This window comes from Microbacterium sp. CCNWLW41 (assembly GCF_037083505.1).
This window is the reverse complement of the sequence record NZ_JBAOJP010000001.1, coordinates 351170-364297: the sequence shown is the minus strand read 5'-3', so window position 1 is coordinate 364297 and position 13128 is coordinate 351170. Positions and strand designations below refer to the sequence as shown.

At 72.8% G+C, this 13128-nt stretch carries 11 protein-coding genes; 3 read left to right on the top strand and 8 right to left on the bottom strand.

Annotated features, from left to right (window positions below; translation table 11 throughout):
* Nucleotides 1-146: 146 nt before the first annotated feature.
* The 6 genes from V6R91_RS01555 to V6R91_RS01530 form a co-directional block, all read right to left on the bottom strand.
* Complete coding sequence (locus tag V6R91_RS01555) at nt 147-1763, bottom strand: GMC family oxidoreductase (RefSeq protein ID WP_442928101.1); 1617 nt, start codon at nt 1761-1763, stop codon at nt 147-149.
* A gap of 71 nt (nt 1764-1834) precedes the next feature.
* Nucleotides 1835-3655, bottom strand: a complete 1821-nt coding sequence (locus tag V6R91_RS01550; RefSeq protein WP_336393835.1) for an aldehyde dehydrogenase family protein — start codon at nt 3653-3655, stop codon at nt 1835-1837.
* Nucleotides 3656-3818: 163 nt separating this feature from the next.
* Nucleotides 3819-5192, bottom strand: a complete 1374-nt coding sequence (locus V6R91_RS01545; protein WP_336393834.1) for a kynureninase — start codon at nt 5190-5192, stop codon at nt 3819-3821.
* Nucleotides 5179-6159: a hypothetical protein gene (locus V6R91_RS01540; protein ID WP_336393833.1), complete on the bottom strand. Its 981-nt coding sequence runs from the start codon at nt 6157-6159 to the stop codon at nt 5179-5181. Before V6R91_RS01540 ends, V6R91_RS01545 begins: the two co-directional genes overlap by 14 nt.
* Nucleotides 6159-7007, bottom strand: coding sequence for a tryptophan 2,3-dioxygenase (kynA, locus tag V6R91_RS01535; RefSeq protein WP_336393832.1), 849 nt, complete (start codon nt 7005-7007; stop codon nt 6159-6161). The genes V6R91_RS01540 and kynA overlap by 1 nt, the downstream gene beginning before the upstream one ends.
* Before the next feature lie 56 nt (nt 7008-7063).
* The gene (locus V6R91_RS01530) at nt 7064-7321 is read right to left on the bottom strand and encodes a glutaredoxin family protein (protein ID WP_336393831.1); all 258 of its coding nucleotides are present in this window, start codon (nt 7319-7321) and stop codon (nt 7064-7066) included.
* Between the two features lie 124 nt (nt 7322-7445).
* On the opposite strand from V6R91_RS01530, the gene V6R91_RS01525 reads away from it, so the two are divergent.
* Complete coding sequence (locus V6R91_RS01525) at nt 7446-8603, top strand: glycosyltransferase family 2 protein (protein WP_336393830.1); 1158 nt, start codon at nt 7446-7448, stop codon at nt 8601-8603.
* A gap of 31 nt (nt 8604-8634) precedes the next feature.
* Here V6R91_RS01525 and V6R91_RS01520 read toward each other — a convergent pair whose 3' ends face one another.
* Complete coding sequence (locus tag V6R91_RS01520; RefSeq protein ID WP_336393829.1) at nt 8635-9798, bottom strand: xylanase; 1164 nt, start codon at nt 9796-9798, stop codon at nt 8635-8637.
* A 150-nt stretch (nt 9799-9948) separates the two neighbouring features.
* Between V6R91_RS01520 and V6R91_RS01515 the strand changes: the two genes are divergently transcribed.
* Nucleotides 9949-10317: a hypothetical protein gene (locus V6R91_RS01515; RefSeq protein ID WP_336393828.1), complete on the top strand. Its 369-nt coding sequence runs from the start codon at nt 9949-9951 to the stop codon at nt 10315-10317.
* Nucleotides 10318-10388: 71 nt separating this feature from the next.
* Nucleotides 10389-10901, top strand: a complete 513-nt coding sequence (locus V6R91_RS01510; RefSeq protein WP_336393827.1) for a glycine cleavage system protein R — start codon at nt 10389-10391, stop codon at nt 10899-10901.
* Nucleotides 10902-11023: 122 nt separating this feature from the next.
* Here the strand turns inward: V6R91_RS01510 and V6R91_RS01505 are convergent, their stop codons facing one another.
* Nucleotides 11024-12985: an acid phosphatase gene (locus V6R91_RS01505; RefSeq protein ID WP_336393826.1), complete on the bottom strand. Its 1962-nt coding sequence runs from the start codon at nt 12983-12985 to the stop codon at nt 11024-11026.
* Between the last annotated feature and the right edge of the window lie 143 nt (nt 12986-13128).

The window sequence follows — 13128 nt, the reverse complement described above, 5'->3', positions numbered from 1 at the left end:
ATCCCAGGGTGAACACCACATCCGCGACGAGACACCGCGACGCAGCGTGGTGTCTCGCCACGGATGCGGTGTTTCCGGCGAAACGAACGGGCGCGGGGGCCGCAGGGTGGCAGGGCCGCGGCGCGGGTCGCAGGGCGGGGGACGGGTCAGCGGCGGCCGCGCAGCAGGTCGGCGGCGACCTCGCCGATGACGATCGCGGGGGCGTTGGTGTGGCCGCGGATGACGGTGGGCATGACGGATGCGTCGGCCACACGCAGGCCCGTGACCCCGCGGACGCGGAGCGCGGGGTCGACGACGGAGGCGGCATCCGTCCCCATCCGCGCCGTCCCGACCGGGTGGTAGAGCGTATGGGAGTAGCGGCGGAGCGACAGCTCGGCGCGCTCGGCGGCGGTCATGCGCTCGCCGCCCTCGGGCTGCACCCAGCCGCCCGTCGTGACGGCGCGCAGCGCGTCGGTGTCGAGGAGCCGCTCGCACTCCGCCAGGCCCGCGAGCATCGTGGCCTCGTCGATGCCATCCGGATCCGACAGGTACGCGGGGTCGATGAGCGGCTTGTCGGCGGGATCGCCCGACGCGAGGCGGATCGTCCCGCGGCTGCGCGGACGCAGCAGGATCGCGCCGACGGTGATGCCGTGGCCGGGTGAGGGCACGAGCCCCTCGCCGATGTAGGGCACCGCCGCGAAGATGAGCTCGATGTCGGGCAGCCCCTCGGGGGTGCCGGACCGCTCGGCGACCTCCGTCCGCACGAACCCGTACGCTTCGGCGACGTTGGAGGTCAGCATCCCTCGCCGCCGCGTGACGTACTTCACCAGCTCGGCGACGCGATCGGCGTCGTGCAACGTGCCGGCGTCGACGGCGGGGGCGAGGCCGGCCACGAGGTGGTCCTGCAGATTCGCGCCGACGCCCGGCGCGTCGACGACGACGCCGATCCCGTGCTCGGCGAGGTGATCGGCCGGCCCGATCCCGCTCAGCATCAGCAGCTGCGGCGTGTTGATCGCGCCGGCGCACAGCACGACCTCGCGCCGCGCCCGCACGTGACGCGTCACGCCGCCGATGTCGAGGTACACGCCGCTCGCGCGCCGCTCGTCGCCGGCACCACGGGCGCCGAACGTGACGCGGCGCACCAGCGCACCGGTCAGCACCCGCAGGTTGCGGCGCGCGGCGGCCGGCCGCAGGTACGCGTCGGCGGTCGACGCGCGTGCACCGCGGCGCTGGGTCACCATCGTCTGCGAGAAGCCCTGACCGGCGGGCAGGTTGGGAGGAGTGAGCTGATGCCCCGCCTCGGCGGCCGCCGCCAGAAACGCCGCCGTGTGGGGTCGCGGGTCGCGCTGGGGCTCGACGGGCTGTGCGCCGTCGGTGCCCTGCGACGGATCGGCCGGGTCGGTCGTGCGCTCGACGCGCCGGAAGTAGGGGACCAGCGCGTCCCACGACCAGGTCGGGCCGGCGGCATCCGCCCATTCGTCGTAGTCCGCCGCGAACCCACGGATCCACATGAGCGCGTTGAGCGACGACGAGCCGCCGAGCGTCTTGCCGCGCGGCCAGTAGACGGTGCGGCCGTCGAGCCCGGGCTGCGGCACGGTGTCGTAGCTCCAGTCGTACGGGCCGCGGAACAGTCGCGAGAACGCCGCCGGCACGTGCAGCTCGATCGCCCTGTCGGGCCCACCGGCCTCGAGCAGCAGCACCGAGGCCGACGGATCCTCGCTCAGCCGTGCGGCCAGCGCGGCACCGGCGGAACCGGCGCCGACGACGACGTAGTCCGCTTCCAGCCCGTCGCGGCCGAAGGCGCCGACGTCCCACCGCCGGGCTGCCCGCCGGCGCGGGGTGGCCACCGCCCCGGTCACGCCCGCATGGCCTTCGCGAGCGTCCTCACGAGCCCGGGGACCCGGCCGTCGATCAGGTAGCGCGTGAGGCCGGCGCTGACCTCGGCGCCGGTGCGCGAGCTCACGAACCACGGCGGCGTGGGCAGCACCGTGCGCCTGGCCAGGCGCACCCGCCGCAGGGTGTCGCCCATCGATCGGGGGAAGGGACGGAACGGACCGCGGCCGATCGAGCGCTCCACCCGGTCCAGCAGCAGCGCGTTGTGCACGATCCCGATTCCGCTCGAGACGTCGGCGAGCGTGGCGCCCGGGAACCCGCCCCACGTGAGACGCGCGGTGAGGAAGTTGAACGCCGTCCATGTGTTGATCGCGATGTCGCCGTAGCGGAGGTCGGCGATGGCGCGCTCGAAGCCGTCCCCGAGGGCCTCCTCGGTCGCGGGGTCGATGAGCACGTTGGCGCCGAGGGTCCCGGTCAGCTTCTCGTTGGCGTGGGCGACCGCGGCGTCGAGGAACTCCTGCCCGGTTCCTCTCACCTCCACGACCCCGAGGACGGGCGCGAAGTACTCGACGGTCTCGATCGCGGTGGCATCGGCGTGCGGCCCGACCTCGACGAGGGCGCGGGTGCCGTCCGCGCTCCACACCGCGTCGGGATAGTCGGATGCCGCGGCCGCGAGCCGCTCGTCGCTGCGGGGATACCACACCGGGCGCACGGGGGCGGCGGTGTAGGCGGCGTGGAGCTCGCGCAGGAACTCCTCTCGCTGGGGCCAGTCCGCGCTCAGGATCACCACCTGCCCGGCGATGCAGTTGTGGCCGGCGTTGACCAGGCGCATCGTCGCGACGTGCTGGGCCTGGTATCTCAGGTCGGCGGCCGACCAGCGTCCGGGCACCACGATGATGGGCGACACCCCGCCGAGCTCCGCCGTGATCGGCACGGTGAGCGACGGTTCGCCCTTCTGCGCCGCCGCCGTCGTCCCGGCACCGGCGTCCGAGTCGCTCGCCGGGCGTGCCGGATCGCCCCACACGATCGCGTCGAACGTGCCGGCGGATCCGGTGATGTGCACGTGCGCGATGCCCGGGTGCGACGTCAGGTAGGCGCCGGTCGCGGCGCCGCCGCGCACGATGCGCAGGAAGCCGGGCTCGATGAGCGGCGCGAGGGCCTGCTCGAAGACCGGCAGGAGGGTGTCCTGGGTGGGATTGAGCTTCAGCAGCGCGACGCGGTTGGCGGCGACGAGCTCGTACAGCACGTCGGCGGCCGGGATCGAGGCCACGTTCCCGGCGCCGAGGACGAGCCCGACGCCCGCAGGCTCGGTGGGCGTCAGCTGGGCGAGCCCCGCCTCGCGCCGGGCGTCGGCGGCCGTCACCCCCGGTTGGAACCACACCTCGCCGGTGAAGCCGGACAGGAGGAGACGCTCGGTGCCGTTGAGCGGGAAGGTGTGCGCGCGGAGGCGCCCGCCCGGAGCCGTGTCGAGCCTCACGCCGTCGAGCGGGTTCCCGCCCGTCGACAGTGTCTGCAGCGTCTCGCGCAGGGCGTCGAGGAGGCTGATGATCGCGTACGGACCGCCGAGCCATTCCTCCGCGGACAGCGGATGCCCCGGCTCCAGGCCCTTCGAGGTCGTGGCGATGTCGGCCCAGTCCTCGGCGGCCGCTCCGACGGCGTCGCGCACGCGGCCGAGCAGTCGTGCCCGCTGGTCGAGGGTGAGCGCGGCCCACACGCGCGAGCCGTCCTCCAGACGGGCGATCGCCTCGTCGAGGGCGGCGCGCTCGGCGGCGGGGAGCGCCGCCGGCGTCGCACCCGGGGCGTCACCCGTCGTCTCCGCCTCGGCGGGGGCGCTGCCGGCCATGTGCTCTCCTTCGACGCAGCGGGTGACGGTGCGCGGGGGCGTCCGTCTCGGGCATCCTACGTCACGTCGACCCAGCGACAGGACGCAGTCTCACCCTGCCTGGCACGCGGTCTCGCCGCTGCCTCCGCGTGGCGGGAGACGGCGGCGGGCCCCGCGCGCCGGGTCAGGCCTCGGCCCGGACGGCGGCCTCGACGGCTCGCAGACCCGCGAGCGTCTCGGCGAATGAGGTCGACAGCGGCGACAGGCCGACGCGCAGGCCGCCGGGGTCGCGGTAGTCGGGGATGACGTCCTCGGTCCACAGCCGGGCGGTCACCGCGCGCATCCGCGGGTGGGACAGCGTCACGTGCCCGCCGCGGAGGTTCGGGTCGCGAGGAGACGCGATCTCGACGCCGAGCGGAGAGAGCACCTCGTCGGCGGCGCGCACGGCGAACTCGGTCAGCGCGACCGACTTCGACCGGACGGCCTCGATCCCCACCTTCTCGATGAGGGCCAGGGTGTCCTGCATCGCCAGCATGCCGACGATGGGCGGCGTGCCCGACAGGAATCGCCGCATGCCCGCGGCCGGCCGGTACTGCGGTCCCATGGCGAACACGTCGGCGGTGCCCATCCAACCGTGGATCGGCTGGGCGAGGCGATCCTGCAGCCGCGTCGCCACGTAGGCGAACGCCGGCGAGCCGGGACCGCCGTTGAGGTACTTGTACGTGCAGCCGACCGCGACGTCGAATCCCCAGGCGTCCGCCTCGACGGGGACGGAGCCGGCCGAGTGGCACAGGTCCCACACGATGAGCGCGCCGGCGTCGTGGGCGATGCGGGTGAGAGCCGGGGCATCCGCCAGATATCCCGAGCGGTACGCGACGTGCGAGAGAAGCACGACCGCCGTCTCGGGCCCGACCGCCGCCCGCAGGGCCTCGGCCGTCACGCCCGACGCGAGGTCGACCTCGATCCAGCGCACCCGGCCGCCGCGCTCGGCGGCGATGCCCTCGACGAGGTACCGGTCGGTGGGGAAGTTGTCGCGGTCGACGACGATCTCGACTCTGCCGGGGTCGGCCGCCACCGCGGCGTCGAACGCCGCGCGCAGGAGCTTGTACAGCATCACGGTGGTCGAGTCGCCGATGACGGTCTGCCCCGGGGCCGCGCCGATCGCGGCGCGCCCGACGGCGTCGCCGATCTCGAAGGGGAGGTGCATCCAGGACTCGTCCCACCCTCGGATGAGCCGGCCGCCCCATTCGTCGCGCGTGAACGCCGCGAGCCGGTCGACGGTCGCCCGCAGCGGCCGGCCGAGCGAATTGCCGTCGAAGTAGACCAGCGACGACTCGGCTCCGACGAACCCTTCGCGGTGCGTCCGCAGGGGATCGGCCGCGTCGAGGGCCGCGGCATCCGTTTCGAGGTCCGCCACCGCGCCGGTCCCGGCACGACCGGGGGTTCGGGGCGCGTCCCGCACGGTCGGGGCGTGCGGCACGCGCCCCGAACGTCCGTCGTGCGCCCCGAACCCGGAAGAGGCCGGGTCCGACGGCGCGACGGGATCAGTGGTCGTCATGGACGAGCTCCTCGGTGGGGACGACGGTCGCGCCGCGCAGCCACTCGGCGACCTCGTCGAGCTGGCCGGGCGGCGGACCCGGGACGAACGTGCGGACGCCCGACGGCGGCTCGGCGAACGGCCACGGGTCGGACATCGCGCGGATCAGCGCCGCTCCGCGCACACCGGCCCGGTCCAGCGCCGAGACCTCCTCGGCGTTCACCCCCACCGGCTGCTCCCCGTTGCCGAGGTCCGTGCCGTAGAGCACGCGTCCGCCGGCCGCGGCGAAGCCCGCCAGATTCACCCGCGCGAACTCCGCCGCCTCGGCGTCGTCCCGGTGGATGGCCAGTGTCGAGATCCACACGTGACCGGCCGCGGCGGCGTGGGCGATGAAGGCGCGCCCGACGTACTCGCTGAACGGCGTATGGGCGAAGCCGCTCACTCCGGCCTCGAACGCGAGCCGTGGCATCCCCTCGCCCTCGGCGTGGGCGATCACGGGCAGCCCGCGGTCGCGGGCCACCTCGACGACGGCGGACAGCGTCGCCGGATCGAGCACGGGCCCGGCAGCGCTGTTGAGCGACGCCTTGATGACGGATGCCCCGAACGAGGCCTGCTCGTCGACCGCGGTGGCGGCGCTCCCGGGAACGCCGGGGTGGGTGGAGGGATCGCTGATCTCGCGGGCGATCTCGGCCGGCGCCCAGGACCGGCCGACGGGGTAGCCGCCGGGGGCGGTCAGGAACGCACCGGCGTATGCCACGCGGGGAATGCTGTGGTTCTCGCGGCGGGCGAGGGCCACCGGATCGCCGCCGAGGTCCACGACGCCCGCGATCCCGCCCGACGCGAGGCGGCTCTCGTCGACGAGGTGCAGGTGCACGTGGTGATCGGTGAACGGGGGCAGTGAGACGCCGTGCTCTCCGGTGATCGCCCGGTGGCAGAGTCCGGCGTCGTCGCCCAGGAGGGCGCGGAGCGCATGAGGATCGTGGTTCATCACAGCTCCGTCCGCACCGCGTACAGCTCGGGGAAGAACGTGAGGTCGAGCGCGCGCTGCAGGAACGGCACACCGCTGGAGCCGCCGGTCCCGGTCTTCAGGCCGATGATCCGCTCGACGGTCTTGAGGTGGCGGAACCGCCAGAGCTGGAAGTTGTCCTCGAGGTCGACCAGCTCCTCGCACGTCTCGTACGCCGCCCAGTGCGCGCGGGGGTCGCGGTAGATGTCGACGAAGACCGGCACGAGCTCGGGCGAGTAGGTCCAGGCGGTGGTCACGTCGCGGTCGAGGAGCGCGGCGGGGACGGGGTAGCCCGAGCGGGCCAGGAGCCGCAGGAACTCGTCGTAGAGGCTCGGCGCCTCCAGCGCCGCCTTCACGAGCGCGTGGGCGCCGGGGTCGGACTCGAAGACCCGCAGCATGCCGGCGTTCTTGTTGCCGAGGGTGAACTCCACCGCGCGGTACTGCGCCGACTGGAAGCCGCTCGCGTTGCCCAGCACGCCCCGGAACTGGCCGTACTCGGCGGGTGTGAGCGTCGCAAGCACCGACCACTGCTCGGTGAGGGTCTTCTGGATGTGCTTCACCCGGGCGATGCACTTGAGCGCGGGGGCGAGCTGATCCTCGCGCAGCAGCCGGCAGGCGGCGCCGAGCTCGTGCAGCACGAGCTTCAGCCACAGCTCGGTGGTCTGGTGCTGCACGATGAACAGCAGCTCATCGTGGTGCTCGGGGTCGCTGAGGGGACGTTGCGCCGACAGCAGCGTGGCGAGTTCGAGGTACCCGCCGTAGCTCATGCGGTCCTGGAAGTCGGTGACCACCGACCCCTCGATCGCCCGGGTGTTGCGTTCGACGCTCACGGCCTCAGCCTAATGAGGAGCGGCGTCGCGCCGTCAGGCCCGTGCGTCGATCCGTGTCAGATGAGGGACAGCTCGCGGAGCTTCGCCTCGACGTCGGAGTTGGACGGCTCGACGTGGTGCGAGGCGTCGGGGTAGACCACGACGGGGATGTTGGTGCGGCCGGAGATGTCACGCGCGACGTCGGCGGCGGACGGGTCGGCGACGAGGTCGACGTACGTGTACGAGACGCCCAGCTCGTCGAGCTGCTTCTTCGTGCGGACGCAGTCGCGGCACCAGTCCGCGCCGAACATGGTGATGGTCGTGGGGGAGGTCATCGTTCCATTCTCCCCCGGGAATCCTGGGTGGGCGCCGCATGCGGGGCCGGCCCAGCCGCGGTTGCGGCATCCGTCCGGGGGAGAGGTGACGCGCGATCACCGGCGCATGGGAGGATATGCGGCAATGCAGCTGTCGATCATCGTCCCGACGTACAACGAGGCTCCGAACGTCACGGAGCTCGTGCGTCGCATCGCGGCCGCGATCGGCGAGGTGCCCGGCGGCGTCGAAGCCGAGATCCTCTTCGTGGACGACAGCACGGATGCCACGCCCGACGTGATCCGCACGGTGGCGGCATCCGCTCCCGTGCCGGTCAGGCTCATCCATCGCGACAGGCCCACCGGCGGTCTCGGCGGTGCCGTGATCCAGGGGCTCGCCGAGGCGGCGGCCGACGCGTGCCTCGTCATAGACGGCGATCTGCAGCATCCGCCCGAGAAGATCCCCGAGATGTGGGAGCGCTTCTCGCACGGCGACGTCGATGTCGTCATCGCGTCGCGGTACGCAGGGGGCGGCACCGCCCACGGCCTCGCCGACCGCACGCGCGTACTGGTCTCCAAGGCCTCGACCGCCCTCACGCGCGCGATGTTCCCCGTCCGCCTGCGCGAGGTCAGCGATCCCATGACCGGCTTCTTCCTGATCGACCGGCGAAGCGTCGATCAGGCGCTGCTGCGACCGCGCGGCTTCAAGATCCTGCTCGAGATCCTCGCGCGGCGTCCGATGCGCATCGCGGAGGTGCCGTTCGACTTCGCCGACCGCCATGCCGGCGAGTCCAAGGCGTCCATCCGGCAGGGCGTGCACTTCCTCACCCAGCTCACCGCGCTGCGCTTCGGCAAGATGTCGCTCTTCGCCGTCATCGGCGGGCTGGGGGCTGTCGCCAACGTGGCGATCGTGTGGGCGCTCACCGGACTCGGGGTCGACTACATCATCGCGGCGATCGTCGCCGCCGAGGTGACGATCATCGGCAACTTCCTGCTGCTCGAGCGCTTCGTCTTCCATGACATGCGCGACCAGGCGTCGGGCGGCTGGGTGCGCTTCGCGAAGTCGTTCACCTTCAACAACGCCGAGGCGCTCATCCGCATCCCGATCATCGCGCTGATGGTCGAGTCGTGGCATTTCTCCGCCGTGGTGGCCACGGCCATCACGCTCGTGGTGGCGTTCTTCGTGCGGTTCGTGTTCCACTCTCTGGTCGTCTACGCGCCCCGCAGGCCCGGAGTCGCGCCCAGCCCTGCGCGGCGCTTCGTCGACGAGCTGGACGCGCAGGCCACGGCGCCCGGCGAGCTCTAGCGGCGGCCCGGCCGGAGGCGCCGGTCGCCCGCTACCCGATGAGGCCGACGAGGGCGTCCAGGCCCATGTCGTAGTTGATGCGCACCGTCGGAAGGGCGAGCTTGTCGGTGCCGATCGTGACGAAGCCCGGCTCGATGGTCCGCGCCATCTCGAAGCCGGCCTGGCGCAGCCCCTCTTTCGCGGTGTCGTCGTAGTGGCCGAAGGGGTAGGCCATCACCTGCTTCACGCCCAGCACCGCCGCCGAGGTCTCCATGTCGGCGACGATCTCCGGCACCGAGAGGTTCACGATGCGGCCGTCGCCGTCGTCGCCCGCACGGTGCATGTCGTGCGTGTGCGATCGCTGCTGCACGTAGGGGGAGGGCGAGGGACCCGTCCCGTCGATGGTGATGCAGAAGGCGGTGGTCAGCACCTTTTTCTCGACCACGATCGGAACAGCCATCTGCAGCCACGTCATGTCGCAGTCGTCGTCGGTCACGATCACCGAGTGCGGCGGCAGGAACAGGCGCCCGTCGATGAACGCCGAGAGCTCGTCCCACGTCGGCAGGTAGAACCCGGTCGTCGCGATGTGGTTCATGTGGGCGTCGAAATCGGCGATGTAGGCGTAGTTGCCGCGCAGCCACCCGCTCTCGCCCTCGGGCTTCGCGGTGAACTGGTGGTACATCAGGATCGGGATGCGGGAATCCGCTGCCGCGTTCTGCTCCGGGCTCATCCACGCGCCGTGCAGCGTCGCGCGCCGATCTGTGCACACCACGGTCTCCGAGCCGTTGATGCGGCCGGGGATGGCGAGCGCCGCCGCATCCTCGGGGTTTGCATACCACCCGGCGAAGACGAGGCCCTCGCGCGCGGGGATCGGCAGGTCGGCGTAGAGCGCCCCCTGCGTCTGCAGCATCGGGGCGTCGGCGACGCCCTCCCCTGTGAAGCTGACGACGCACGCCGCGGGGTCGGAGGTGGTGGCGAGCAGCTCGTGCTCGGGCGTCAGCGGGGTCGGCTCCGGCGTCGCCTCGGGGCTCGGCGCCGTCGGCGGTGCCGCTGCCTGGGTCGCGCGAGCCTCTGCGCCGGCGCGCGCGAAGCTCACGGCCGCGATCGTGCCGCCGACGGCGGCGAGCACGACGACGGCGCCGGCGACGCCTGCGAACAGGCGCCGACGACGAACCCGCGCCGACGGACGGGCGGGACCGGTACCGAATGTGGCCATGCGACTCCCCCAGGAGTCCGCGCCGCGCGTCCCCACGCACGACTCTCGACGCCGATCGTATCGGGATGCCGCGACCGCCGCCCGATGGAACCGCGGGTTGTGGGGAACCGGCGTGACGCCGGGCGGATGCGCTCGCTACGCTCGGATGTCGTGCTGCCTGCCGACTGGATCGAACATCGTCGCGCCGACGGCGAGCTGCTGGGATGGATGCTGCCGCACGGCGAGGGCTTCCGCGTCTTCGACCTGCTCGGGCGCGAGCGCACACCGGCGGGTGCCGAAGGGCCACTGGACTGGCTCGTTGCCGAGGAGCTCCTCGAGGAGCTCGGCATCGGCTACCTCGCGGACCGGTGGACGCTGCGCCTGCCCGACGGCACCGAGCGTCCGGTACGGATCGCCGAGGCGAGCTCCCGCGGCGTCACCGTGGTCGCCGACGAGTACGGGGCGGCGTCGGCTGTCGGCGCGGACCCGGAGCGCTTCCGCCTGCCGTTCCCCGTGACCGACGAGCTCCGCCCCGCCTGAGGCGCGGCGGTCCCGGAGTGCGCCCCGCAACTCCTCTGCACCCGGCGACCCCGGCTGGCTACAGTGAACGCATGACGACGCTCGTGCTCACCGTGGTCGGCGACGACCGCGTCGGACTCGTGGCCGCGGTCGCCGACGTCGTGGACGACCACGGCGGCAACTGGGAGAACAGCCAGCTCGCCGAGCTGGCGGGCGCATTCGCGGGCATCATCGAGGTCTCCGTCGCGCCCGAGCGCGCCACCGAGCTGCGCGAGGCGCTCGCCGTCCTCGACGGCCTGCTCGAGGTCACGGTGCACCCCGGATCGGCCGAGCCGCCGGCGGGGGCGGCGCGACTGCTGCACCTGAAGGTCATCGGCAACGACCATCCCGGGATCGTGCGCGACATCTCCGCGGTCCTTCACCGCCACGACGTCTCGATCGACCGTCTCACCACCACGACGACCGACGCGGCGATGTACGGCGGCCGGCTCTTCGAGGCGTCGGTCGTCGCCCGGGTTCCGGCATCCGTCGACCTGGACGCTCTGACGGCCGAGCTCGAGCGTCTCGCGGCCGAGATCCAGGTCGACGTCACGCTCGAGCCCTGATCCGGCGCCCGGTCGAGCACCTCCCCCACGCCGACGGGCCGGCCGAACCGGAGCGGCCCCGCCTCCGGCGCGAACGGGGGCGGGGCCGGCTCCTGTGGGAGCTGCCGCGGTGAGGCGCGGAGCTACGCGATCAACCGCACTGCGCGCGGCAGACCGGGCTCACCGGCGGCTGCCGGCGCGGCGCCCGGAGTAGCGTCAGCCTGTCCGCGCGGTGCGACGGCCACCACGTACACCCCGTCCTTGCGGTAGTCCACGGTGTACTGGATGCCCTCGGCGCCCCCGGTCACGGCCACCGACGCGAACCGTCCGTTGGACCGGTCGTGCTCGATGACGCGCACGCCGTCCGCCGACGCGCCGAGGCCCGCCACGTCGACCTCGAGCGTGCCCGCGTAGCGCGCCGTCCCCTCGACGGCGAGCGCCGGTGCGGACGCGGTCTCCTGGGTGAGCCGCAGGGTCGCGTCGCGTCCCTGGACGTACGCGTCCGCCACCTGGACCGTCTCTGCGGCGGTGTCGACCAGCGCGCCGGCGCGCACCTCGACCGCGCCCGCGCCGAGCGACTCGGCGAGCGTCGCGACCACGTCGCCGCCCGCCACGAGCACGCCGCCCGCGAACGAGTTCTCTCCGGCCAGGGTGAGGCTGCCGGTGCCGTGCTTCGTCAGCCCGCCCGCGCCGTCGATGTCGTTGAGCCACACATCGGCGGCGGCGGTGCTGCCGGCCGCGGCATCCATCGTCACGCTCACATCGCGGTCGAGCGTGCCGAAGCCGTGGACGGCCGAGTAGAGGTCGATGCGCCCCCATCCTTCGGCGTCGCCCACGAGCGGCAGCGACGAGTCGACGGCGGTCGAGTACAGCACCCAGCGCAGCTGATCGTCACTCAGATACGGGAACCGGGAGCGAAGCAGCGATTCCGCACCCGCCGGCACGTGCACGGGCTCGCCCGAGGCGCCGACCGGGGTGAGCCCGAAGGTCGTCAGGTCGTGATAGCGCGCGAGCTCCGCCTGGTACGCCTCGCGGTCGGCGTCGAGCTGCGGCGTCAGATCGAGCAGCTCGCGGGTGTCGGTCCGCGCCTGGGCGATGAGCGCGGAGTTCTCCGGGTCGGCCAGCGTCGCGCCGGCGAGGCCTGTCGCGAGGATGCGGCCGCCGATCACGTCCAGCGGCGAATGCATGCCCGAGACGACCCGCGTGCGTCCGAGGTCGGCAGCCGTCATGAGCAACTCGTCGTAGTGCTCCGGCGCCGAAGAGGCGAGCGCGAGACCCGCGATGAAGGCGGCATTGGTGTGGCCGCTCGGGAACCCGCCGTCGGAGGCGGCGTCGGCCTCGGGCACGAGGCGCACGACGAGCTCGGGCACGACCTCCACGTCGGAGCTCCAGCGGAAGGGCCGCATGTACTGGTAGTGGAACTTCGCGTGGTTGCCCGACGCGTACGGGCCGCGCAGCGTGTTCACGAGGCGCACGGCGGAGCCGAGGGGCGAGTCGGCGTCGGCCCAGACGCCGTTGGCGTTGCCCTCGTCGCTGTAGCGGACGGTGAGCGCATCGGCCGGCACGTCCGTGATCGTCGTGCCGGCGCCGGTCAGCGACGCGAACTCCTCAGCGTCCTCACCGAGGCCCGCGATCAGCGAGTAGCTCTGGTGGCGGCGGTCATCGATCCACGCCTGGTCGGACTCGGCGTCGGTGCGGTTCCGGGTGATGTCCTCGACGATGCCGATGTTCTCGGCGTGGAGCTGCGCGTTCAGCACCGTCCCGTCGTTCCATGAGGAGCCCGGGTTGAAGTAGTCGAGCATGGGCGTCAACACCCCGATGGCGGGATTGGCCTGCGGGGTGTCGTTCGCGGAGACGTTCTGACGATAGGTGTCGGTGAACGTGCCGTAGACGCCTGGCCGCGGTTCGATCGCGGTCGCCGGGGTGAACGCGGCCGGGTCTCCGGAGCCGGCAGCCCGTGGCGCGCTGGAATGGGCGGGCGGAGCGGCAGCCCCGGCATGTGCCGCGGCGGGCGGCAGCACCAGCGACGTCAGCACGACGCACCCGACGGTGGTGGCGACGGCGCGCCGCGGGGATCGAGGCGGATGGGGGGTGGTTCTCACCACGTCAACTCCTTCGTTCGACAGACTCCCGTGACGCGCCGTTGCACGCCGAAGAGGACCCCGGCGAGGTCGTCACGGGGAGGAGATGCGACCTCGTCGTCCTGTCTTCGGCAAGCGCCTTCCGACAACCTAGCCGGGCTTTGTGC

Excerpts from the sequence above, each read along its gene's own strand:
- V6R91_RS01545 (WP_336393834.1), bottom strand. The coding sequence starts at position 5,192 with ATGACGACCACTGATCCCGTCGCGCCGTCGGACCCGGCCTCTTCCGGG.
- V6R91_RS01520 (WP_336393829.1), bottom strand. The coding sequence starts at position 9,798 with ATGGCCACATTCGGTACCGGTCCCGCCCGTCCGTCGGCGCGGGTTCGT.
- V6R91_RS01530 (WP_336393831.1), bottom strand. The coding sequence starts at position 7,321 with ATGACCTCCCCCACGACCATCACCATGTTCGGCGCGGACTGGTGCCGC.
- V6R91_RS01540 (WP_336393833.1), bottom strand. The coding sequence starts at position 6,159 with ATGAACCACGATCCTCATGCGCTCCGCGCCCTCCTGGGCGACGACGCC.
- V6R91_RS01525 (WP_336393830.1), top strand. The coding sequence starts at position 7,446 with ATGCAGCTGTCGATCATCGTCCCGACGTACAACGAGGCTCCGAACGTC.
- V6R91_RS01550 (WP_336393835.1), bottom strand. The coding sequence starts at position 3,655 with ATGGCCGGCAGCGCCCCCGCCGAGGCGGAGACGACGGGTGACGCCCCG.
- V6R91_RS01510 (WP_336393827.1), top strand. The coding sequence starts at position 10,389 with ATGACGACGCTCGTGCTCACCGTGGTCGGCGACGACCGCGTCGGACTC.